Source organism: Micromonospora sp. GCM10011541, from assembly GCF_042650725.1.
Lineage (GTDB): Bacteria > Actinomycetota > Actinomycetes > Mycobacteriales > Micromonosporaceae > Micromonospora > Micromonospora sicca.
The window spans coordinates 106,817-128,819 of sequence record NZ_JBHSBP010000049.1 but is presented as its reverse complement, the minus strand read 5'-3'; the positions used below and the strand labels follow the sequence as shown (position 1 = coordinate 128,819).

18 protein-coding genes are annotated in these 22,003 nt (G+C 74.5%); 6 read left to right on the top strand and 12 right to left on the bottom strand.

Annotation, left to right across the window (positions count from 1 at the left end):
- Positions 1 to 20: 20 nt before the first annotated feature.
- From folE to ACFOYX_RS17675, 4 genes are all read right to left on the bottom strand, one after another.
- Positions 21 to 686: a GTP cyclohydrolase I FolE gene (gene folE, locus ACFOYX_RS17690; protein WP_322441419.1), complete on the bottom strand. Its 666-nt coding sequence runs from the start codon at positions 684 to 686 to the stop codon at positions 21 to 23.
- A 32-nt stretch (positions 687 to 718) separates the two neighbouring features.
- On the bottom strand, positions 719 to 2,725 hold the full coding sequence (gene ftsH / locus ACFOYX_RS17685; protein ID WP_109802641.1) for an ATP-dependent zinc metalloprotease FtsH: 2,007 nt from the start codon (positions 2,723 to 2,725) through the stop codon (positions 719 to 721).
- A gap of 336 nt (positions 2,726 to 3,061) precedes the next feature.
- Positions 3,062 to 3,637 carry a hypoxanthine phosphoribosyltransferase gene (gene hpt, locus ACFOYX_RS17680; protein WP_109802634.1) on the bottom strand — a complete coding sequence of 192 codons (576 nt, stop codon included), beginning with the start codon at positions 3,635 to 3,637 and terminating at the stop codon, positions 3,062 to 3,064.
- Between the two features lie 99 nt (positions 3,638 to 3,736).
- The gene (locus tag ACFOYX_RS17675; protein WP_322441420.1) at positions 3,737 to 3,925 is read right to left on the bottom strand and encodes a hypothetical protein; all 189 of its coding nucleotides are present in this window, start codon (positions 3,923 to 3,925) and stop codon (positions 3,737 to 3,739) included.
- Positions 3,926 to 4,024: 99 nt separating this feature from the next.
- Here ACFOYX_RS17675 and ACFOYX_RS17670 point away from each other — a divergent pair, with 99 nt between their 5' ends.
- On the top strand, positions 4,025 to 4,984 hold the full coding sequence (locus ACFOYX_RS17670; RefSeq protein WP_322441401.1) for a helix-turn-helix domain-containing protein: 960 nt from the start codon (positions 4,025 to 4,027) through the stop codon (positions 4,982 to 4,984).
- A 199-nt stretch (positions 4,985 to 5,183) separates the two neighbouring features.
- Here ACFOYX_RS17670 and tilS read toward each other — a convergent pair whose 3' ends face one another.
- The 3 genes from tilS to dacB form a co-directional block, all read right to left on the bottom strand.
- The gene (gene tilS, locus ACFOYX_RS17665) at positions 5,184 to 6,176 is read right to left on the bottom strand and encodes a tRNA lysidine(34) synthetase TilS (RefSeq protein WP_322441400.1); all 993 of its coding nucleotides are present in this window, start codon (positions 6,174 to 6,176) and stop codon (positions 5,184 to 5,186) included.
- A 10-nt stretch (positions 6,177 to 6,186) separates the two neighbouring features.
- Positions 6,187 to 7,254 carry a zinc-dependent metalloprotease gene (locus ACFOYX_RS17660; RefSeq protein WP_322441399.1) on the bottom strand — a complete coding sequence of 356 codons (1,068 nt, stop codon included), beginning with the start codon at positions 7,252 to 7,254 and terminating at the stop codon, positions 6,187 to 6,189.
- A 79-nt stretch (positions 7,255 to 7,333) separates the two neighbouring features.
- Positions 7,334 to 8,761 (bottom strand): D-alanyl-D-alanine carboxypeptidase/D-alanyl-D-alanine-endopeptidase, encoded by a 1,428-nt coding sequence (gene dacB, locus ACFOYX_RS17655; RefSeq protein WP_377534267.1) that lies wholly within the window; start codon positions 8,759 to 8,761, stop codon positions 7,334 to 7,336.
- A gap of 675 nt (positions 8,762 to 9,436) precedes the next feature.
- On the opposite strand from dacB, the gene ACFOYX_RS17650 reads away from it, so the two are divergent.
- The gene (locus tag ACFOYX_RS17650) at positions 9,437 to 9,940 is read left to right on the top strand and encodes an inorganic diphosphatase (RefSeq protein WP_109802630.1); all 504 of its coding nucleotides are present in this window, start codon (positions 9,437 to 9,439) and stop codon (positions 9,938 to 9,940) included.
- Positions 9,941 to 9,991: 51 nt separating this feature from the next.
- Here ACFOYX_RS17650 and eccD read toward each other — a convergent pair whose 3' ends face one another.
- Positions 9,992 to 11,395: a type VII secretion integral membrane protein EccD gene (gene eccD / locus ACFOYX_RS17645; protein WP_322441398.1), complete on the bottom strand. Its 1,404-nt coding sequence runs from the start codon at positions 11,393 to 11,395 to the stop codon at positions 9,992 to 9,994.
- A 99-nt stretch (positions 11,396 to 11,494) separates the two neighbouring features.
- Between eccD and eccCa the strand changes: the two genes are divergently transcribed.
- The 4 genes from eccCa (at position 11,495) to ACFOYX_RS17625 (ending at position 18,535) form a co-directional block, all read left to right on the top strand.
- A complete protein-coding gene (gene eccCa, locus ACFOYX_RS17640; RefSeq protein WP_322441397.1) occupies positions 11,495 to 15,457 on the top strand; it encodes a type VII secretion protein EccCa in 3,963 nt (1,320 codons plus the stop codon).
- A gap of 130 nt (positions 15,458 to 15,587) precedes the next feature.
- Complete coding sequence (gene mycP / locus ACFOYX_RS17635) at positions 15,588 to 16,922, top strand: type VII secretion-associated serine protease mycosin (protein WP_322441396.1); 1,335 nt, start codon at positions 15,588 to 15,590, stop codon at positions 16,920 to 16,922.
- Between the two features lie 77 nt (positions 16,923 to 16,999).
- Complete coding sequence (locus ACFOYX_RS17630) at positions 17,000 to 17,785, top strand: phosphatase PAP2 family protein (RefSeq protein WP_322441395.1); 786 nt, start codon at positions 17,000 to 17,002, stop codon at positions 17,783 to 17,785.
- A gap of 30 nt (positions 17,786 to 17,815) precedes the next feature.
- Complete coding sequence (locus tag ACFOYX_RS17625) at positions 17,816 to 18,535, top strand: phosphatase PAP2 family protein (RefSeq protein WP_322441394.1); 720 nt, start codon at positions 17,816 to 17,818, stop codon at positions 18,533 to 18,535.
- Positions 18,536 to 18,572: 37 nt separating this feature from the next.
- Here the strand turns inward: ACFOYX_RS17625 and ACFOYX_RS17620 are convergent, their stop codons facing one another.
- From ACFOYX_RS17620 to nth, 4 genes are all read right to left on the bottom strand, one after another.
- A complete protein-coding gene (locus ACFOYX_RS17620; RefSeq protein WP_109802626.1) occupies positions 18,573 to 19,751 on the bottom strand; it encodes a MarP family serine protease in 1,179 nt (392 codons plus the stop codon).
- Positions 19,752 to 19,814: 63 nt separating this feature from the next.
- On the bottom strand, positions 19,815 to 20,507 hold the full coding sequence (locus tag ACFOYX_RS17615) for a CoA pyrophosphatase (protein WP_109802625.1): 693 nt from the start codon (positions 20,505 to 20,507) through the stop codon (positions 19,815 to 19,817).
- Between the two features lie 55 nt (positions 20,508 to 20,562).
- Positions 20,563 to 21,171, bottom strand: a complete 609-nt coding sequence (locus ACFOYX_RS17610) for a TlpA disulfide reductase family protein (protein ID WP_109802624.1) — start codon at positions 21,169 to 21,171, stop codon at positions 20,563 to 20,565.
- Positions 21,168 to 21,947, bottom strand: a complete 780-nt coding sequence (gene nth, locus ACFOYX_RS17605; RefSeq protein WP_322441393.1) for an endonuclease III — start codon at positions 21,945 to 21,947, stop codon at positions 21,168 to 21,170. The genes ACFOYX_RS17610 and nth overlap by 4 nt, the downstream gene beginning before the upstream one ends.
- Between the last annotated feature and the right edge of the window lie 56 nt (positions 21,948 to 22,003).

Genomic DNA, 22,003 nt, shown 5'->3' with positions numbered 1-22,003 from the left:
GCTCCGTCGGCCGCGCCCGGTCAGCGGTGGATGATCAGCGACATCGCTTCGGCGCGGGACTTCGCATCACGCTGGAGCACGCCGCGGACGGCCGAGGTGATGGTCTCGGCGCCGCTCTTCTGGATGCCGCGCATCGCCATGCACATGTGCTCGCACTCGAGCACGACGATGACGCCGCGCGGTTCCAGCTTGCTCATCAGCAGGTCGGCGATCTGCGAGGTGAGCCGCTCCTGCACCTGCGGACGCCGGGCGAAGACCTCGACCAGTCGGGCCAGCTTGGACAGGCCGGTGATCCGGCCGTCCGGCCCCGGGATGTAGCCGATGTGCGCGCTGCCCCGGAAGGGGAGCAGGTGGTGCTCGCAGAGGCTCATCACGTCGATGTCCCGGACGAGCACCAGCTCCTCGTGGTTGGCCTCGAAGGTGGTGCTGAGCACCTGGGCCGGGTCGACCCGGAGACCGGCGAAGAGTTCGGCGTACGCGCGGGCGACCCGGGCCGGCGTCTGCCGGAGGCCGTCCCGGTCCGGGTCCTCGCCGACCGCGATGAGGATCTCGCGGACGGCCTTCTCGATCCGGCCCAGGTCCATGGTTTCCTCGACCGGCCGGCCGGTGAGCTTGCCGCTGATCAGTCGAGCGGCGACGTAGTCGAGCGCCTCGTCACCGTCGGGCTCGGTCAACGAGGCGGCCAGCCCCTTGTCGGGGCTGGCCGCGGCGTCCGTGTTCAGTGGGTACCGTCCGAGTTGTTCGAGGAGCCGCCGACCGAGGCGCCGTCGGCCTGAGCCTGCGCCTTGAGCTTGTCCTTCTCGGCCGGGGTGAGCACCGGCGGCTCGGTGGAGGGCTGGCGCTTGCCGAAGCCGTGGTACGGGGCCATCGGCGGGCGCTTCACCACCCGGGCGCAGATCCGGGCCATGTCGGCGGTGGAGAGGGTCTCCTTCTCGATCAGCTCCAGGACCATATTGTCCAGCACGTCCCGGTACTCCACCAGGATCTCCCAGGCCTCGTCGTGGGCCAGCTCGATCAGGGCCCGCATCTCGCCGTCGATCTCGGCCGCCACCGAGTCGGAGTAGTCCCGCTCGTGGCCCATGTTGCGGCCGAGGAACGGCTCGTCACCGCTGGTGCCGTACTTGATCGCGCCGAGCTTGGAGCTCATGCCGTACTGGGTGATCATCGCGCGGGCCAGCTGAGTGGCCTTCTCGATGTCGTTGCCGGCGCCGGTGGTGGGCTCGTGGAAGACCAGTTCCTCCGCGGCCCGGCCGCCCAGCGCGTACGCCAGGGTGTCGATCATCTCGGCCCGGGTCTGGGTGTACTTGTCCTCGGTCGGCAGGACCAGGGTGTGGCCCAGCGAGCGGCCGCGGGACAGGATCGTCACCTTGTGCACCGGCGCGGCGTGCGGCAGCGCCCAGGCGACCAGTGCGTGCCCACCCTCGTGGTACGCGGTGATCTTCTTCTCCTGGTCGCTCATCACCCGGGTCCGCCGCTGCGGACCGGCGATCACCCGGTCGATCGACTCCTCCAGCGAGTCGTTGCTGATCGCCCGCTCGCCCTTGCGGGCGGTGAGCAGGGCCGACTCGTTGATCACGTTGGCCAGGTCGGCGCCGGAGAAGCCCGGGGTACGCCGGGCGACCGCGTCGAGGTCGACGTCGGGCGTGAACGGCTTGCCCTTGGCGTGCACCCGCAGGATGGCCTTGCGGCCCTCCATATCGGGGGCGTCCACCGGGATCTGCCGGTCGAAGCGGCCCGGGCGCAGCAGCGCCGGGTCGAGGATGTCCGGCCGGTTGGTGGCGGCGATCAGGATGACCCCGCCCTTGGTGTCGAAGCCGTCCATCTCGACGAGCAGCTGGTTGAGCGTCTGCTCGCGCTCGTCGTGGCCGCCGCCCATGCCGGCGCCACGGTGCCGGCCGACCGCGTCGATCTCGTCGACGAAGACGATCGCCGGGGCGTTCGACTTGGCCTGCTCGAACAGGTCGCGGACCCGGCTGGCGCCGACACCGACGAACATCTCGACGAAGTCCGAGCCCGAGATCGAGTAGAACGGCACGCCGGCCTCGCCGGCGACGGCCCGGGCGAGCAGGGTCTTACCGGTACCGGGCGGGCCGAAGAGCAGCACGCCCTTCGGGATCTTGGCGCCCAGGGCCTGGTACTTCGCCGGGTTCTGCAGGAAGTCCTTGATCTCGTGCAGCTCCTCGACGGCCTCCTCGGCCCCGGCCACGTCCGCGAAGGTGGTCTTCGGCGTGTCCTTGGTGATCATCTTCGCCTTGGACTTGCCGAAGTTGAGCACCCGGGAGCCGCCGCCCTGCATCTGCGACATGAAGAACAGCAGCAGGAGCACCAGCAGGGCGATGGGGAGCAGGTTGACCAGCAGGCTCACCCAGACGCTGTCCGAGGAGACCTTGGTGTCCGCCGGGCCGGTGACCCGGTTCGCGGCCTTGGCGGCCAGCACCTCGTTCCAGACCTGGTCGCCGGCCTGGTACGGGAACTGCGCCTCGATCTTGTCGGTGGTGGTCTCACCGAACTTGGTCTTCTGGGTCAGGTCGAGCTGGAGCGTCTGCTCCTTGTCCTGGAAGACCGCCTTGTTGATCTTGGCCGTGTGGAGCTGGTCGAGCGCAACGGAAGTGTCCACCCGGTGGTAGCTGGGACCAGCGGTGAACAGCTGACTGAGCACAACGGCGCCGAGGATGACCAGGATGATCCAGACCACCGGTCGGCGGAAGAAACGCGTACGTTCCATACTGTTGTCGGGCGCCGAGACGCCCGCATCCTCCTGATCGACGTCCTGACCGTCTGAATGGTGTCGCCGCCTCGGGCGGCGGCCGGAGCCGCCGTGCGGGCCGGCCTCGACCCCGAAGCGCGCGAACTGCCGCGCCGCGGTCATTCGACGGTACACCGTTCGTGCCGGATGTGAGCTTGCGAGCCCAGCACTTACGCGTACGGCGAACCGGGGTTTGGGCCGGCGTGACGGGGAGGGTTGCCTCCACGCCACCGGTCCCTACCGTAGCCCGGTGAGCTGAGAGTCCGCTGAACGTCCGCTCGACGAGCGCCGATACCCGCGGGTCGGCGGGGCGGCTCAGGCGCGGGCGTAGACCTCGGGCTTGAGCACGCCGACGTAGGGGAGCTCCCGGTACCGCTCGCCGAAGTCGAGGCCGTAGCCGACGACGAACTCGGTCGGGATGTCGAAGCCGACGTACTTGACCGGGACCGGCACCTTGACCGCGTCGGGCTTGCGGAACAGCGCGACCACCTCGACGCTCGCCGCCGAGCGCGACTCCAGGTAGCGCAGCAGCCAGGAGAGGGTCAGGCCGGAGTCGACGATGTCCTCGACCACCACCACGTGCCGACCGGCGATGTCCCGGTCCAGGTCCTTGAGGATCCGGACCACCCCGGAGGAGGTGGTGCCCTGGCCGTAGGAGGAGACGGCCATGAACTCCAGCTCGGCGGGGGGACCCTGGCGGCCGAGCGCCCGGGCGAAGTCGGCCATGAACATGACCGCGCCCTTGAGCACGCAGACGAGCAGGAGCCCGTCCTCGACGTGCGCGTAGTCCGCGGAGATCTGCTTGGCCAGCTCCGCGGTCTTCTCGCGGATCTGCGCCTCGGAAATGATCACGTGGTCGATGTCGGCGTCGTACCAGGAGCCGTCAGCCATGCTCCTAGCCTGCCGTACGCCGGATGGCCTCCGTCGGCGGGGCCGCCCCTTTTGGCGCGGTCCCGCCGGAGATGTTCGGCGTGGAAGGTGCAAATCACCTCAGCAGGTGCCGGAGCGCCAGCGGCGGCCGTCGGCGGTGGGCTTCCAGTCGGCCGAGTCGCGGGTGTCGGCGCCCAGGCCGGTGGCCGAGGCGACGGCCAGGACGAGGAGGAAGAGGAAGAGCAGCAGGAACTCCATGGCGGCGCTCGCTTTCGCGTGGTTGATGTCGGTTTCGCCGCCGGTGCGCACCGGACTGAGACCAGTCTCCGACGGCCAGGACCAACCGGAAAGTGGCAGGAATGCCAGTGGGCATCGATTTTCTGCCACCTCTGCGGTTACCCTCGTCACATGTTGCGTTCGGTCGCCGTCATCGCGCTGGAACAGGTCGCCGCGTTCGAACTCGGCGTCCTGGCGGAGGTGTTCGGCACCGACCGGACCGCCGACGGCTTCCCCGGCTACCGCTTCGACGTCTGCACCGCCGACGGCGGACCGGTGCGCAGCCGCTCCGGTTTCCTGCTCACCCCGCACGCCGACCTCACCCCGGTCGAGGACGCCGACCTGGTCGCCGTGCCGGCGCACCCGGAAGGGACGAGCGTCCCCGCCGCCGTGCTCGACGCGCTGCGCCGGGCCGCCGACCGGGGTGCCTGGTTGCTCAGCGTCTGCTCCGGCGCCTTCCTGTTGGGTGAGGCGGGGCTGCTCGACGGGCGGGACTGCACCACCCACTGGCGGCACGTCGACGACCTGCAACAGCGCTTCCCGGCGGCGAGGGTCCAGTGCAACTCGCTCTACGTGCAGGACGGCAAGCTGCTGACCAGCGCCGGCACCGCCGCCGGTATCGACGCGTGCCTGCACCTGGTCCGCCAGGAGCACGGCTCGGCGACCGCCACCCGGCTGGCCCGCCGGATGGTCGTTCCGCCGCACCGCGACGGCGGCCAGTCCCAGTACGTCGAGGCGCCGATCCCGAAGGCGCCGGAGGCGCCCACCCTGGAGCCGGTGCTGGAATGGCTGATGGGCCACCTGGACCGGACGGTGACCGTGGAGGAACTCGCTACGCGGGCCGGCATGGCGCCCCGTACCTTCGCCCGCCGGTTCCGCGCGGAGACCGGCACCACCCCGCACGACTGGCTGACCAACCAGCGGGTGCTGCTGGCCCGGCGGCTGCTGGAGGAGACCCGGTTGAGCGTGGAGACCGTGGCCGACCAGGCCGGCTTCGGCGACGCGGCGGCGCTGCGGCACCACTTCACCCGTCGGGTCGGCACCACCCCGAACGCCTACCGGACGACCTTCCGGGAACGCGCCGAGGTCTGATCAGCAGCCGGCGCCCCCGGCACACCAGCCGGCCGCCGGGTGTCACCTCATTCCCTTTGCTCTGCTTCAACCCACGCAACACGGGGACGGACCGGTGTTGCCTCCGCTGCAGCAGAGCAAAGGCTGCGCACAGGGTCCGTCGGGCCGGCGGGCGACCGGGCCGACCCCGGCACGGGAGAACGCGGCGGACCGGGGCGGCTCAGCGGGGGTCGCTGAGGATGAGCCGGCCCTTCCGCCGGGCCACGCGCAGACCGCCGGGTAGATGGACTACGCCCTGTCCGTGCCAGCCGGTGACCAGGGCGTCCAGCGCGGCGACGTGGCGGTGCGACAGGGCGGCCGGTGCCGCGCCCAGTTGCCGGGCCCAGGCGTGCAGTACCCGGGTGCGGACCGCCGGGGACAGCGCGACCAGCACGTCGACCGACAGCCCATCGTCGGCAAGCCGGGCGGCGGCGAGTGCGGCGGCGGCCAGGTCGTCCAACGCGGCGGTGTCGGCGGCCACCAGGCGGGCGGTCCGGGCCAGGTTGTCCAGCACCCCCGGGCCGAGCGCCCGGACCAGCGCCGGCAGCACGTCGGAGCGGACCCGGGCCCGGGCGTACGCCGGGTCGGCGTTGTGCGGGTCCTCCCACGGGGTGAGCCCCAGCGCGGCGCAGGCCTTGCGGGTGTCGTCCCGGCCGACGTCCAGCAGCGGCCGGAGCAGCGGCACCCCGTCCAGCTCCCGGCGTTCCGGCATCCCGGCGAGGCCCCGCGGGCCGGCGCCCCGGGCCAGCGCGAGCAGCACGGTCTCGGCCTGGTCGTCGCGGGTGTGGCCGAGCAGCAGCGCGGCGGCGTCGTGCCGGCGGGCGGCGGCGACGAGGGCCTGGTAGCGCGCCTCCCGGGCGGCCGCCTCGGGGCCGCCCGGCCGGCCGGCAACGGTCACCCGGACCGCGTCCACCGGGTCGAGCCCGATCCCGGCGGCCCACCGGGCCACCGCGTCGGCGCGCTCGGCCGAGCCCGGTTGCAGGCCGTGGTCCACGGTCACCAGGCCGGCCAGTCGGCCGAGCCGAGGGGCGACGAAGGCGGTGGCGGCCGCCAGGGCGAGCGAGTCGGCGCCGCCGGAGCAGGCGACCAGCACCGGCCCGTCCCCGGTCAGCCCGGCCAGCGCCCGGCGGACCGCGACCCGGACCGCGGCGACCGGCGGGGCGAGCGCGGCCACGGCGGACGGCTCAGCCGGCGGTCGGGGTGGCGGCGGCCGGCCCGTGCACCCGAGCCACCCAGGCGTCCGGGTCGCCCAGCTCCTCCAGCCGGGGCAGGGTCAGCGGCGAGCCGAAGATCTTGTTGAATCCCTCCATCCCGACCCGCTCGACCACCCCGTGGACGAACTTGCGGCCCTCGGCGTACTGCCGCATCTTGACCTCGATGCCGAGCAGCCGGCGGATCGCCTTCTCCAGCGGGTTGCCGGACTCGCGGCGCCGGTTGAACGCGGACCGGATCGACTCGACGCTCGGGATCACCTGCGGGCCGACGCCGTCCATCACGAACTCGGCGTGCCCCTCCAGGAGGGTCATCAGCGCGGTCAGCCGGTCGAGCACCGCCCGCTGGGCGGGGGTCTGCACGATGTCCAGCACGCTGGCCCGGCTCTCCGGGTCCTTCACCGCGTCGGAGAGGGTGGCCACGCCGCGCCGCAGCCGCTCCAGCAGGTGCTCGCCGCCCTGCGAGGCGTCGACGAACGCCTGCACCTCGCCGAGAAAGTAGGCGCGCATCCACGGCACGGAGGTGAACTGGGTCCGGTGGGTCACCTCGTGCAGGCAGACCCAGAGCCGGAAGTCCCTCGGGTCGCAGCCCAGCTTCCGCTCCACCTCGACGATGTTCGGCGCCACCAGCAGCAGCTGGCCCGGATCGCCGGAGAAGACCTCGTACTGGCCGAGGACCCGGCCGGAGAGGTAGGCCAGCACGGTGCCGGCCTGCACCCCGGTCAGTCGGGAGCCGATCGCCTCGGTCAGCGGCCCGGGCCGCTTGTCCCCGGAGAGCCGGTTCACCAGCGGGGTGATCACCTCACGGAGCCCGGCGATGTTGGCGGCCGCCCAGTCCCGGCGGTCCACCACCTTCACCGGCGGGTGGGCGACCTGCGAACGCAGCCCGGTGTAGTCGGCGACGTGCCCGGCCGCCTCCTCGGTCAGCCGCCGCAGCTCGCCGACCACGTCGGTGGCCTCGGCATACGACACCCGGGGGCCCGACTTGCCCAGCGCCCCCGCGGTCGCGGCGGCCAGATCCCAGTCCACGAACTGCGCCATGCACCCACCGTACCCGCGCCGGAACACCCCAGCCCGGGGTCGCGACCGGGATCGACGCCGATCCCAACGCCCGCGCGGATCAGCGGCAGCCGCAGCCGGCCAGCGCCGAGGTGATCCGGTCGAGGGCCTGCCGGGTGGCGTCCAGGGTGTCCGGCGGCGCCTGGTCGGTCAGCACCGCGAACGTCAGCAGCCGGCCGTCGGCCGTGGTGACCAGCCCGGCGATGGCGTTGACCCCGGTCAGCGTCCCGGTCTTGGCGCGGACCACGCCGGCCCCGGCCTTCGTCACCGCCGCCTGGTAACGCTCGTCGAGGGTGCCGGACCAGCCGCCCACCGGCAGGCCCCCGAAGATCGCCGCCAGCTCGGGGTGACTGCCGTTGCCGGCGAGGGTGATCAGGTCGGTCAGCAGCGACGGGCTGATCCGGTTGGTTCGGGACAGGCCGCTGCCGTCGGCGAGGCTGATCTCGTCGGCGGGCAGCCCCAGCTCGCCGATCACCGCGTCGGTCGCCGCGGCGCCACCGGCGAAGGAGGCCGGCTTGTTCCGGGCCAGGGCCACCTGACGGGCGAGCGTCTCGGCGATCACGTTGTCACTGTCGCTGATCATGATGTCGACCAGCCGGACCATCGGCAGCGACTCGACCTTGCCCAGCTCGGTGCCGGGCGTCGGCGCCCCGGCCGCCGCGCTGGCACCGGACGCGGCGGGAGCCTTGCCCCGCTTCACGTCGGCGTCGCCGGAGAGCCCGAGCAGCCGGGCGAACTGCCGGCCGGCCGTCAGGTCGGGCTGGGGCACCCGCTCGGCCGCGTGGTTGGTGGCCTCGGAGTTCCGCCGGGCCTCCTCGGGGTCCCGGCGGGCGCCGTCGGTCATCAGCGCGGTGATCGCCGCGCCGAAGCCGCCGGTGGGAATGTCGGCGTCCCAGCCCGGCTCGTACACCGGGCCGCTGAACAGGGACGAGTCGACGGTCACCTTGGTCGGCGCGGTGCCGCCCAGCGCCTTGCGGACCTGGGCGGCCAGGTCGTCCAGCCGGGCCGCGCCCGGGTAGAAGCCGTTCTTGTCCACGGCCAGGGTCGGGTCACCACCGCCGACGATGACCACCTCGCCGGGGGTCGCGCCGGCCACCGCGCGGGTCGGGATCCGGTACGCGGGACCCCGGGCGGCCAGCACCGTCACCGCGGTCGCCAGCTTGGTCACCGAGGCGGGCACCGTGGGCGCGTCCTGGCCGGCGCCGTACAGCGCATTTCCGGTGGTCACGTCCGCCACCGACACGTTCACCCGGTCGCCGAGGGCCGCCGCGCGGACCAGCGGGTCGAGCGCGGCGCGTACCCCGTCGGCGGACGGGATCGGGGCGTTGGCGTCCGGACCGGCGAGCACCGCCGCCGGGTCGGGCTCGGGGGGCTGGGCGCTCGCCGACGTCGCGGCGGTCTCGCCGCCCAGCCAGCCGGCCACCGGCCCGGGCCGCACCACGGCCAACCCGACCGCGGCCAGCACGACGACCAGCACGGTGGCGAGCACGGCCAGCGGGAGCCGCCGCCGACGACGGGCCGGCGGGGGCTCGGGAGCGGCCGGCGGGGCGGCCCGACCCACCGGGCCGCCGCCCGGGCCGTCCTGGTCCGGCCAGCGCACCTGACCGCCACCGTAGGGCGACGGCTCGGCCCGGCCGGCGAACTGCTCCGGGCGGGCCCGGCCGACCGGCTCGGCACCATAGGGGCCGGCCGACCCGGGGCCGTACTGCTGCGGGTTGGCCCGGCCCACCGGCTCGGGGCCGTACGACTGCGGGTTCGCCCGGCCCACCGGCTCCGGGCCGTACGAAGGCGGGTTCGCCCGGCCTACCGGGTCGGGGCCGTACCGCTGCGGGTTCGCCCGGCCGACCGGCGCGGAGCCGGCGTCCGGGCGACGCCCGGGGTCGCCCGGCAGGCGGGGAAACTGGGCGTCCGGGACCGGGACGCGCCCGGAGGCGCCGCCGGAACCGGGACCGCCGAACTTCCGCCCGTCAACCCCCTCCGGGCGGTAGTGTGAATCTTCCCTCCCCACGACCCCCTCCTCCCCCGTCGAAAAGCACCTTGGGTGACACTACTTCGGTCCGAACACTATGCGGCGGCCGGAGCCGGCGGGTGCGCATTCACCTGTCCGGGGAGCGGCGCCACTGGTTTCCGTTAGCCAGCGTGGGCAAACGAGGGAGCGTGGAAGATGGATTTCGACGTCACGGTTGAGATCCCGAAGGGTCACCGCAACAAGTACGAGGTGGACCACGCGACCGGCCGGATCCGGCTGGACCGTACCCTCTTCACCTCCACGCAGTACCCGGCCGACTACGGCTTCATCGAGGGCACCCTGGGCGAGGACGGCGACCCGCTGGACGCCCTCGTGCTGGTCCCCGAGCCCACCTTCCCGGGCTGCCTGATCCGCTGCCGCACCATCGGCATGTTCCGGATGACGGACGAGAAGGGCGGCGACGACAAGGTCCTCTGCGTGCCCTACGAGGACCCCCGCCAGGAGCACCTGCGCGACATCCACCACCTGGGCGAGTTCGACCGGCTGGAGATCCAGCACTTCTTCGAGGTGTACAAGGACCTCGAGCCCGGCAAGTCGGTCGAGGGCGCCACCTGGGTGGGGCGCACCGAGGCGGAGGCCGAGATCCGCGCCTCGTACCAGCGCGCCAAGGACGCCGCCGAGCACGGCGAGGCACACTGATCACGGACGTGTGACAGGTCCGGGTCGCTCGGCGACCCGGACCTTCGCGTCTCAGCCGAGCAGGTCGCGGGCCCGGTCGTAGAGGTCGAGCACCGCACAGGCCACCGGCACCACGGAGACCACCAGCGCGGTGTCGGTGAGGTCGGCCAGCCGGCCGAGGTACGGGGAGACCGGCCGCCGGGCGTACGTGGCGCCGGCCGCCACCGCGACCAGGGCCAGGGCGAGCCCGCCGACGGTCAGCGCGAGCAGGCCGGCGGAGCCGGCGCGGCCGGCGAGCACCGCGCCGAGCACGGCGGATCCGGCGAGCCCGGCGGCGACCGTCGGCACCCGGTGCCGCAGCGCGACGAAGAGCCGGGACCGCAGCAGCAGCACCGCCGACCCGACCGCGACCAGCAGCCGCCCGGCCGTCCCGCCCGCCGTGGCGAGCACCGCCGCGGCGGCGACGGCCAGGACGGCGTGCCCGAGCAGCATCCCGGTCAGCATCTCCTCGGTCCGGGCCACCGCCGCGTGGACCCGGCCCCGGTCGGGCAGGTCCCGGACCGGGTGCGCCTCCCCGCCGGGCCCGGCGGCCGGCAGGGTGATCGGCGGCAACGGCAGCTTGCCGAGCCGGATGGCCAGCAGCGGCAGCGCGCCGAGCGTGAAGACGAGCGCGCAGAGCAGCACCGCCGCGGTGGCCGCCGGGTCGAGGAACAGCCCACCGAGCGCGGCGAGCCCGCCGACCGCGCCGACGGTCGCGCCGGCGGAGAAGACCCGGGACCGGGTGGCCACACCGAGCAGGCCGAGCACCGACAGCAGCAGCAGCGCCCCCGAGCCGGCCAGCAGCTCGGGGGCGCCCAGCCAGCGCAACGGCCCGAACGGGCCGACCGGGTCGCCCGAGCTGACCGCGAGCGCGCCGGCCGCGGCGGCGTACGGCAGCGCGTACCCGCCGAGGGTGGCGCCGGCCGGGCCGTCCCCGTACGCCCGGGAGGCGGCCGTGGCGGCGAGGACGAGCAGCAGCGCCACGGCGGCGGCGACCGGCCAGCCGGTGCGCTGCCCGGGGCCGCCGGCCAGCACGGCGAGCAGCCCGACGGCGAGCGGCACGGCCGCCCCGGCCAGCGTGGCGGTCCGGGTGGCGGCGGGCGACCAGGCACTGCCCCGGCGGCGGGCGCCGTCGGCGATCGCCTCGACCACGTCGTCGTACTCCAGTTCGGGCCACTGCGCGCGGGCCGGCACCAGGTGCAGCACCTCGCCGTCGCGCACCCCCTGCGGCAGCAGCGCCTGCGCGGTCGCCAGCACCGCGCCGTCGGTGCGTCGGAGCACCCAGCCGCCGTGCCGCTCCCCGTCGTCGGCCAGCCCCTCACCGGCGTGCCGGAGCACCTCCGGTAGCAGCTCGGCCAGCGGGACCTGTTCCGGCAGGGCCACGTCCACCCGCCGTTGGGGAGCGCTGATGGTGACCCGCGCCAGGCCGACTGTCATCGACATATCTCCATATCGAGCGCGAACGGTGGCTGACGGACGACAGGACTTTACCTACGATGAGCCAGGCTCAGGTTACCGAGAGCCATGGGAGGCTCCGTGTCCACTGTCGTCATCAAGCGCCCGCCGCGGCGTCCCGCGCCGGAGATTCCGGTCGGGGAGCTGCCGGTGGACGCGCCGCCGGAGATCCCCGTCGGGGCGGGCGGGCGCTGGCAGCAGGCGCTGATGGTGCTGCCCATGCTCGGCGGCACGGTGGCGATGGCGATGATGTTCGGCCGCGGTGGCGGGGCCTACTCGTACGTGGTGGGCGGCATGTTCGGGCTCTCCTCGGTGGCCATGCTGGTGACCTCGTGGGGCAGCGCCACCGGCACCCCGAAGAAGTCGGAGATGATGGCCGCCCGGCGGGAGTACCTGCGGCACCTGACCGCGCTGCGCCGCCGGGTCCGGCAGACCGCCGGGGCGCAGCGGGCCGGGCTCTACTACCGGCACCCCGACCCGGGGCGACTCTGGTCCACCGTGGACAGCCACCGGGTCTGGGAACGCCGTCCGGGCGACCCGGACTTCGCGGTGGTCCGGGTGGGCGTCGGCCCGCAGACGCTGGCCACCCCGCTCGTCCCGCCGGTCACCCGGCCGCTGGAGGAGCTGGAGCCGATGACCGCGGGCGCGCTGCGGCGCTTCCTCGACGCGTACTCGGTGGTGCCGGACCTGCCGGTGGCGCTCTCGCTGCGCAGCTTCGCCCGGGTCTTCGTCCGCGGCCCCGCAGGCGCGCGGGGCGCCGGCTCGCCGGCCGCGCAGGCCCTCGCGCGGGCCGTGCTCGCCCAGCTCGCCGTCTTCCACGCCCCGGACGAGCTGCTGATCGCGGTCTGCGCCGGGCCGGAACGGCGGGCGCTCTGGGACTGGGTCAAGTGGCTACCGCACGCCCAGCACCCGAGCCGCGCCGACGCGCTCGGCCCGGTCCGCCTGGTCAGCAGCTCCGCCACCGAACTGGAACGGCTCCTCGACGAGGTGCTGGCCAGCCGGTCGCGGTTCAGCCCGGCCGGCCCGGCCACCGACGGGCCGCACGTGGTGGTGGTGCTCGACGGGGGCGACCTGACCGGCGCCACCGACCTGGCCGGCGACGGCGGCATCGAGGCGGTCACCGTCATCGACCTGGACACCCCGCCGCCGCGGCTGCTCGACCGGTACGCCCTCCTGCTCGACCTGGGCGACGGCCGGCTGCACTCGCACTCCGCCGAGGGGGTCGCCGAGGTGGGCGCCGCCGACGCGCTGGAGCTCGCCGACGCGGAGGTGGTCGCCCGCCGGCTCGCCCCGCTGCGGCTCGCCGGCACGGTACGCGGACCGGACGCCCCGCCCGGCGCCGAGCCGGGCCTGCCCGAGCTGCTCGGCCTCGGCGACCCGGAGGGTTTCACCGCCGAGCAGGGCTGGGCGCCCCGACCGGCCCGGGACCGGCTGCGGGTGCCGATCGGGGTCGGCGCCGACGGTGGCGCCATCGAGCTGGACCTCAAGGAGTCCGCGCAGGACGGCATGGGCCCGCACGGCCTGCTCATCGGGGCCACCGGCTCCGGCAAGTCCGAGCTGCTCCGCACGCTGGTGCTCGGGCTGGCCGCCACGCACAGCTCCGAGCAGCTCAACTTCGTGCTGGTCGACTTCAAGGGCGGGGCGACCTTCGCCTCGTTCGACCGGTTGCCGCACACCGCCGCGGTGATCACCAACCTGGCCGACGCCCTGCCGCTGGTCGACCGGATGGTCGACGCGATCAACGGCGAGCTGGTCCGCCGGCAGGAGCTGCTGCGCCGGGCCGGCAACTTCGCCAGCCTGCGCGACTACGAGCGGGCCCGCGCGGCGGGCACCCCGCTCGCCCCGCTGCCGTCGCTGCTGCTGATCTGCGACGAGTTCTCCGAGCTGCTCTCCGCCAAGCCCGACTTCATCGACCTCTTCGTCCAGATCGGCCGGCTGGGCCGGTCGCTCGGCGTGCACCTGCTGCTCGCCAGCCAGCGCTTGGAAGAGGGGAGGCTACGGGGACTGGATACCCACCTGTCGTACCGGATCGGGTTGCGGACCTTCTCCGCCCTGGAGTCCCGGACGGTGCTCGGGGTGCCCGACGCGCACGAGCTGCCCCGCTCCCCGGGTCACGGCTACCTGCGCGCCGGCACCGACCCGCTGGTCCGCTTCAAGGCCGCGTACGTCTCCGGCGCGGTCCGCCGCCGGGGCGGCCCGGCGGGCGCGGCCGGCAGCGGTGGGCCCCGGCTGCTCGCCTTCTCCACCCACCTGGTGCCGGAGCCGGAGCCGGCCACCCCGGCCGCGCTGCCCGCCGCCGAGGAGGAAGCCCCCACCGAGACCCTGCTCGACCTGCTGGTGGGCCGGCTGGCCGGGCAGGGTCCCCCGGCCCACCAGGTGTGGCTGCCGCCGCTGGACCGCTCCCCCACCCTCGACGAGCTGCTCGGCCCGGTCGCCGCCGACCCGGTACGCGGGCTCACCGTCGGCAATCCCGAGCTGCACGGGGCCCTCCAGGTGCCGGTGGCGGTGGTCGACAAGCCGTACGAGCAGCGCCGGGACCTGTCCTGGCTGGCGCTGGACGGCGCGGCCGGGCACGTCGCGGTGGTCGGGCAGCCGCAGAGCGGCAAGTCGAGCCTGCTGCGCACGCTGATCTGCGCGCTGGCGCTCACCCACACCCCGGCCGAGGTGCAGGTCTACTGCCTCGACTTCGGCGGTGGGGCGCTCGGCGTGCTGCGCGACCTGCCGCACGTCGGCGGGGTGGCCGGGCGCGCCGAGCCGACCGCGGTACGCCGTACCGTCGGGGAGATCGGCACCCTGCTGGCCGAGCGGGAACGCCGCTTCGCCGAGCTGGGCGTGGAGTCGATGGCGGCGTGGCGCCGGCGGCGGGCGGCGGCACCGGCCACCGGGCAGCCGGGGACCGACCCGTTCGGTGACGTGTTCCTGGTGGTGGACGGCTGGGGCACCCTGCGCAACGACTACGAGGACCTGGAGCCGCTGGTCACCGACCTCGCCACCCGCGGCCTGTCGTACGGCGTGCACGTGGTGGCCGCCTCCGTGCGCTGGACCGATTTCCGGCCGGCGATCCGCGACCTCTTCGGTTCCCGGCTCGAACTGCGCCTCGGTGACCCCTCGGACTCGGTGGTGGTGAAGCGGGCGGTGGCGGCGAACGTGCCGGAGCAGGCCGGTCGGGGGATCACCGCGGAGGGGCTGCACTTCCTCGGTGCCCAGCCCCGGGTCGCCGGGCTGGGCGGGGAGACGGTGGACCTGGTCAAGGCGGTCGTCGCCGGCTGGGCCGGGCCGCCCGCGCCCCGGGTCCGGCTGCTCCCGCCGGTGTTGCCGTACGCCGAGCTGGACCTCGCGGCGACCACCGGCCTGGCCTTCCCGGTCGGGGTGGCCGAGGCGGACCTGCGCCCGGTGGTGCTGGACTTCGCGGCCGAGCCGCACTTCGTGGTCTTCGGCGACGCCGAGTGCGGCAAGTCGTCGTTCCTGCGGGCGCTGGCCACCTCGATCATCACCCGCTTCGCCCCGGAGCAGGCCCGGGTGATCCTGGTGGACTACCGGCGCAGCCTGATGGGCACGATCGAGACGCCGCACCTGATCGGGTACGGCGCCGCCGCCCCGCACACCGCCGAGCTGATCGAGTCGGCGGCCGGCTACCTCCAGGGCCGCATCCCCGGGCCCGAGGTGACCCCCGCCCAGCTGCGCAGCCGGTCCTGGTGGTCGGGGCCGGAGCTGTTCGTGCTGGTGGACGACTACGACCTGGTGGCCGGCGGGCCGACCAACCCGCTGCGCGCCCTGGAGGAGCACCTGCCGCACGCCCGCGACGTCGGGCTGCACCTGGTGCTGGCCCGCCGTTCCGGCGGCGCCGGCCGGACCCAGTACGAGCCGATCATCCAGCGGCTGCGGGAGCTTTCCACGGCCGGTCTGGTGATGTCGGGCGGCCCGGAGGAGGGGGCGCTCGTGGGTCAGGTGAAGGCGAGCCCATTGCCCCCGGGCCGGGGCCGGCTGGTGACCCGGAGGGAGGGGGTCCGGTTGGTGCAACTGGCGCACCTGGCGCCGGCGTGACCGGAGTCACCGACTTGCACCGTGACGCACGGGAAACCCGGTAATCTCCGAGCAGCATGATTCTGTCGCGACGAAATGGCTGGGGAATGTGACCAGGGATCGGCACGGACCGACCGCCACCCGACATGTCGTGGGACGCACGCTGCTCGGTGTGGCGGCCGTCGCCGCCGCGGTCGCCGCCCCGCTCGCCCCGCCGGCGCACGCCGCCCCGGCCCGTACGGCCACCCCGCCGCTCGCGACGTCAGGGCAGTTCAACGCCCCGCCGGCGGCCGCCCGGCAAGCGGGCTGGCTCGCCCCGGTGGACACCCCGAGCCGGGTCGACCAGGTCCGCCAGGAGCAGTGGCAGCTCGACGAGTTGCAGGCCAGGACCGCGTGGCACGACTCGACCGGACGCGGCGTGATCGTGGCCGTGATCGACTCCGGGGTGGACGGTGCCCACCCGGACCTGGCCGGTCAGGTGCTGCCCGGCATCGACCTGGTCTCCCCGGACGGCGCCGAGGGGCCGGACCCGGTGGGGCACGGCACCACGGTCGCCGGCCTGATCGCCGGCCGCAACGACGACGACCGGGGCGTGGTCGGGCTGGCCCCGGACGCCAGGATCCTGCCCGTCCGGGTGCTCGACGACGAGAACCGGTACGACGACGCGATGATCGTCGCCAAGGGGGTGCGCTGGGCGGTCGACAACGGCGCCCGGGTGATCAACCTGTCCCTCGGCGGCAGCGGCGACAGCCCGGCCCTGGCGGCGGCCCTCGACTACGCCTTCGCCCGGGACGTCGTGGTGGTCGCCTGCACCGGCAACCTCGCCAGCTCGACCGGCACCAAGGTCTGGTACCCGGCCCGCGAGCCCGGCGTGCTCGCCGTCGCCGGCCTGGAACGCAGCACCCAGAACCTCTGGTCCGGCTCGATCACCGGCCACGAGACCACGCTCGCCGCCCCTGCCACGGCGCTCTTCGGGGCCCGCCCCGGCGGGCCGACCGGCGGGTACTGGCGGGTGCAGGGCACCAGCTTCGCGTCCCCGCTGGTGGCCGCGACCGCCGCCCTGGTCCGGGCCCGCTTCCCGCAGATGTCCGCCGGGGACGTGGTCAACCGGCTGATCACCACCGCGAAGGACCTGGGACCCACCGGCCGCGACGACCGCTTCGGGTACGGCATGGTGGACCCGGTCGCCGCGCTGACCGCCGACGTGCCGGCGGCAGGGCGCAACCCGCTCGACGACAACGACTCCCCGGGCGTGGTGGGCTTCGGCGCGGCGCCCGGACCGGGGCAGGGCGACCGGGCGGCCGGGCGGGGCGCCGACCCGTTCAGCTTCGCCGCTCCGAAACAGCAGACCCGGTGGACGGCCCACCCGGCGGGCCAGCCGGACGACTCCGCGCCGGAACGGCTCTGGACCGGCCTCGCCCTCTTCGTCGCCCTGGTCACCGGCGCAGCGATGGTGGTCCGCAGGTTCCGCCAGTCGCGGCGGTGACCCCGGCACCGCCGGTCTGACCGGGCCGTCCGCTGGGTAGTGCTTGGGGAATGAGCGGGTCGGGCGAGCACAGTCGGATGTCCACGGTCGAGCGGTCCTGGCGGAGCCGGCGGCTGGACCAGGACCATTCGCTGGGCCTCCGGCTCACCCTGGCCGCGGCCGCGGCGTTCCTGGTGCTGGTGCCGTTCGCCCTGCTGGCCCTGCTGGTGCTGGCGGCCTGGCCGCCGCTGTTCCGGTTGGACGCCTCGGTGACCGACGCGCTGCACGGGTACGCCGTCGCCCATCCGGCGTGGGTGCGGCTGATGAGTCTGTGGACCGACGTCTTCGCGCCCGGCCCGCTGCGGGTCGCCACCGCCGTCGTCGTCGCCTGGCTGCTGTGGCGCCGGGCCCGGCGGCTGGCCCTCTGGGCGGTCACCACGATGGTGGTGGGCGGGCTGCTCGGCGCGCTGCTCAAACTGCTCGTCGGGCGGCACCGGCCGGACCTGCTCGACCCGGTCGCCCGGGCGGCCGGCTTCTCCTTCCCGTCCGGGCACGCGCTGAACGCCACCCTGACCGCCGGGGTGCTGCTGCTGGTCTTCCTGCCGTTCACCCACGACCGGCGACCGCTGCGCTCGGCGCTGTGGTTCGCCGCGATCGTGCTCGCGGTGGTGACCGGCGTCAGCCGGATCGCCCTCGGCGTGCACTGGAGCAGCGACGTGCTGGCCGGTTGGCTGCTCGGCGTCGCGGTGGTGGCGGCCACCTCCGCCGCCTTCCGCACCTGGCGCAGCCGGACCGGTCGGCGGCCGGCGCGTACCGCCCGGGAGGGGGTCGAGCCGGAGCTGGCCGGGCCGGGCCTGGACGAGGCGGGCCGGGGGCACGCGTAGTTGCGCGCCCGGTGGGGTATTGGGCGGCCCATGTCCAATGTCGCGGTCCAGGTGACCAAGCGCGTACTGCTGCCGCTGGCCCTGCTCTTCGCCCTCATGGTGGGGCTGGGTCTCCTGGTCGCCCGGGTCCTCACCCGGACCTGGCCGTTCACCGTGGAGGACGCGGTCAACCGCGAGCTGGCGGCCGACCGTACCGCCGGATGGAACCACGTCTCGCTGGTGTTCAGCACGCTGGCCAGCACCCAGCTGGTCGTCGTGGTCACCGTGGTGGTGGCCCTGGTGCTGCGACTGGTGCTGCACCGCTGGCGGGAGCCGCTCTTCCTCTGCGCCGCGGTGACCGCGCAGGCGCTGATCTTCCTGTTCACCACCATGACCATCGACCGCCGCCGGCCAGCCGTCGAGCACATGGACGTCTCGCCGCCCACCTCCAGCTTCCCGTCCGGGCACACCTCCGCCGCCGTGGCGCTCTACGCCGGCATCGCGGTGCTGCTGGCGCTGCGGGCGAAGCGCACCCTGGTGAAGATCACCTGGTGGGCGCTGCTGGTCCTGGCGCCGGTCGGGGTCGCGTTCACCCGGATGTACCGGGGCATGCACCATCCCAGCGACGTGGTGGCGTCGTTCCTCAACGGCGGGACCTGCGTGGCGATCATGGCCCGGGCGGTGCTCGACCGGACGCTGACCTGGGGTCGGACCAAGCTGCCCGTCACCCGCCCGGCTGACGACGCGGCCCCCGCCGCCGCGCGCGGCTGACCCGGCGTCCGCCGCGGCCGGGTGCCGTCAGGTCGGCTCAGGTGCACTCGCCGGTGCCGACCGCCCGGGTACGCTCCGCGCCGGCCAGCGCCACCGGCCGAGCCTCGGCGGCGGTCACCGCGAAACCGGTGTTCGGGTCGTCGGCCGCCGCCGCGAAGATCACCCCGAGCACCAGCCCGTTCGCCGAGACCAGCGGACCACCCGAGTTGCCGCTGCGCACCAGCGCCCGGATGGTGTAGATCTCCCGGGTCACGTCCCCGGAGGAGTAGATGTCGGGTCCGGTGATCTGGTCCACGTCCCGCACCCGGGCCGGCCGGGCGTCGTACGGGCCGTCGAGGGGGAAGCCCAGCACGATCGCGTCCGCGCCGCTGCCGGCCTGCCCGGCGGCGAAGCGCAGCGACGGACCGGGCAACCCGGGCACGTGCAGCACGGCGAGGTCGCGCTCCGGGTCGTAGACGACCACCTCACCGTCGTACCGCTCGCCGCGCAGCTCCACCGCCACCGAGCGGGTGCCGGCCACCACGTGCGCGTTGGTCATCACCCGGTCGTCCGCGTACACGAAGCCGGAGCCCTCGATCCGGCGGGCGCAGCTCGGCGCGGAGCCCAGCACCTTGACCACCGCCCGCTGGCTGTTGGCCACCACGGTGGAACCGGCGAGCGTCGGGTCGGGCGGGGAGACCTGCCGGGCCCGGGTGGGCGCGAGGTCGCCGAAGACGTCCGGGAAGCCGTTGGTGTCGACCGTGTCCCGCAGCGCGGTGGAGAGCTCCTGGGCCTTGTCGGGCAGGATCCGGTCGATCACGGTGAGCAGCGCGCTGTTCCGGATCGAGGAGGCCACCGCGGGCACCGCGGAGGAGCCCAGCGGCACCGCGACCAGCCAGGCCACCAGCATGACGGCGACGAGCGACACGAGCGCGCCGCCGATGTCGTCGAGCCGCTTGGCCACGTCGTTGGTGATCGTCTTGCGCAGGTGCGAGCCGAGCCACCCGGCGAGCGCCTGACCGAGCACGGCGAGCCCGAAGATCGCGACCAGGGAGATCAGCACGCGGATCCCGCTGTCGACGAACTGCCGGGCGATCAGCGGGCCGACCTGGAGGCCGATCAGCGCGCCCAGGAAGAAACCGGAGAGCGACAGCGCCCCGATGGCGAAGCCCTGGCGGTATCCGCTGACCGCGAACACGAGCATGAGCAGGAGCAGGACGAGATCCACGACGGACACGCGTCCAGCGTACGGGCAGCCGGCACGGAACCGGTCCACCGCTCGCGCAACGTGACGGTCAGGTCAGCGGACGGGGCTCTCGTCCACCTCGTCGGTGCCGGCCGAGGGCGCCGGGGCGGCGGCGGTCGGCGGCAGTTCCACCACCCGGCCGCGCGGCCACGGGCGCGCCCAGCCGCCCATCTCCAGCAGCGTGGCCAGCACTCCGGCGGTGAACCCCCAGACCAGCATCCCGCGCGCCGAGAAGGCCGGGCCGATCCAGCCGCTCGGGTGGCGTACCCGCATCCGGTTCTCCGGGTCGACCAGCTCGGCGATCGGCAGCCGGGCGACGTGCGCGACCTCGGCCGGTTCCCGCGGGTGCACCGGGTGCGGGGCGTGCCACCAGGCGAGCACCGGGGTGACCACGAAGTCGCTGACCGGGATCCAGAGCTTCGGCAGCTCGGCCAGCACGGTGACGCTGGTCGGGTCGAGCCCGACCTCCTCGTTCGCCTCGCGCAGCGCGGTGGCGCTGGCGTCGGCGTCCTCCGGGTCGGCCGCGCCCCCGGGGAAGGCCGGCTGCCCGGCATGGTTGCGCAGGGTGGCGGCGCGCTGGAGGACCAGCACGTCCGGGCCGCCGTCCGGTTCCTCGCCGAGCAGCACCAGCACGGCGCTCTCCCGGCCACCGCTCTCCGGGGTGGCGAGCCGGGTGAAGTCCTCGGCGCGGGCGGAGCCGAGCCGGCCGAGCAGCGGCGCCAGCCACGGCGGCGGTTGCCGGTTCACAGGTCGACCTCTGTTCGCGACTGCGGGGCTCGCAGGCCCGGTTCGCTCCTCGCCGTCACGCGCCCACCGCCACGCCGAGGTGCGTCCGCACCAGCTCGGTGAGCCGGGCGTCGTCGAGCGCGCCGCTGGCGTCGGCGTGCCGGACCCGGCCGTCCGCGCCGACGAAGAGGGTGAGCGGGAAGGAGTTGCGGCGCAGCGCCCGCTGGAACGCGTCCCCCTGGTCGACCAGCATCGGGAAGCGGACGCCGAAGTCCTCGCCGATGGACTGGGCGCCGCCGCGGCTGTCCCGGCTGTTCACCCCGATCACCTGGAACCGGCCGTCGGCGCGTTCGCTGAGCCGCTGGAAGGCGGGCAGCTCCTTGCGGCAGGGCGGGCACCAGGACGCCCAGACGTTGACCACCGCCGGGCCCTTCACCTCCCGCAGGTTCACCGGGGCACCCCCGGTGAAGCAGTTGAGGGTCAGCTCGGGCAGCGGGTCACCCGTCCCGGCGGTGGGGGCGGGGGCGGCCGAGGCCGGCGCGGCGGTCAGCGCCGCGCAGTCGGCGAACGGCGAGGGGCGCTCGGCGCGGGGGGCGGCCGGCGGGGCCGCCCGCTGGTCGGTGGCGGTGCAGCCGGCGACCGCCAGCAGCACCGGGACGAGCAGGGCCGCGAGTCGGCGGTTCACGGCACCTCCGCCGCGACGGCCTGCTGCGGCACCAGCTCCGGGTCGATCCCGACGGCCGCCGCCAGGTCCCGCGCCCGGGGGCCCTTGAGCAGCTTGGCCGCGGCCGCCGGCTCGGTCGGCCCGGTCCCGTACGACGGGCAGAGCTTCGCCAGCGTGCAGGCGCCGCAGGCCGGCTTGCGGGCGTGGCAGACCCGCCGGCCGTGGAAGATGATCCGGTGCGACAGCATGGTCCAGTCGCGCTTCGGGTAGAGCGCCCCGATCGCGTGCTCGATCTTGACCGGGTCGGTCTCGGTGGTGAGCTTCCACCGCTGCACCAGCCGCTGGAAGTGGGTGTCGACGGTGATGCCGGGGACGCCGAAGGCGTTGCCGAGGATCACGTTGGCGGTCTTGCGGCCGATCCCGGGGAGGGTCACCAGGTCGGCCAGCCGGCCGGGGACCTCCCCGTCGTACCGCTCGCAGAGGGCCCGGCCGAGGTTGATCAGGGAGCTGGTCTTGTTGCGGTAGAAGCCGGTCGGCCGGATCAGCTCCTCCAGCTCGGCCCGGTCCGCCCCGGCGTAATCGGCCGCGCTGCGGTAGCGGGCGAAGAGCTTCGGGGTGACCTCGTTGACCTTCTTGTCGGTGCACTGCGCGGAGAGGATCGTGGCGACCGCGAGCTCCAACGCGTTGGAGTGGTCGAGTTCACAGTGCGCGTCCGGGTGCGTCTCGGTCAGCACCCGGCCGATCCGCCGGGCGCGGCGCGTACGGCCGAGGTCGGTCTCGGGGGAACTGGTTGTCACGCCGGCCAGCCTACGTCGCGCGGGTGACGTCCCGGCGGGCCGACGCGGGCGCGGAC

Bases quoted from the DNA above. Each gene is read 5' to 3' on its own strand.
- ftsH (WP_109802641.1), bottom strand. From the start codon at position 2,725: ATGGAACGTACGCGTTTCTTCCGCCGACCGGTGGTCTGGATCATCCTG.
- hpt (WP_109802634.1), bottom strand. From the start codon at position 3,637: ATGGCTGACGGCTCCTGGTACGACGCCGACATCGACCACGTGATCATT.
- ACFOYX_RS17670 (WP_322441401.1), top strand. From the start codon at position 4,025: ATGTTGCGTTCGGTCGCCGTCATCGCGCTGGAACAGGTCGCCGCGTTC.
- ACFOYX_RS17660 (WP_322441399.1), bottom strand. From the start codon at position 7,254: ATGGCGCAGTTCGTGGACTGGGATCTGGCCGCCGCGACCGCGGGGGCG.
- ACFOYX_RS17650 (WP_109802630.1), top strand. From the start codon at position 9,437: ATGGATTTCGACGTCACGGTTGAGATCCCGAAGGGTCACCGCAACAAG.
- eccD (WP_322441398.1), bottom strand. From the start codon at position 11,395: ATGACAGTCGGCCTGGCGCGGGTCACCATCAGCGCTCCCCAACGGCGG.
- ACFOYX_RS17630 (WP_322441395.1), top strand. From the start codon at position 17,000: ATGTCCACGGTCGAGCGGTCCTGGCGGAGCCGGCGGCTGGACCAGGAC.
- ACFOYX_RS17625 (WP_322441394.1), top strand. From the start codon at position 17,816: ATGTCCAATGTCGCGGTCCAGGTGACCAAGCGCGTACTGCTGCCGCTG.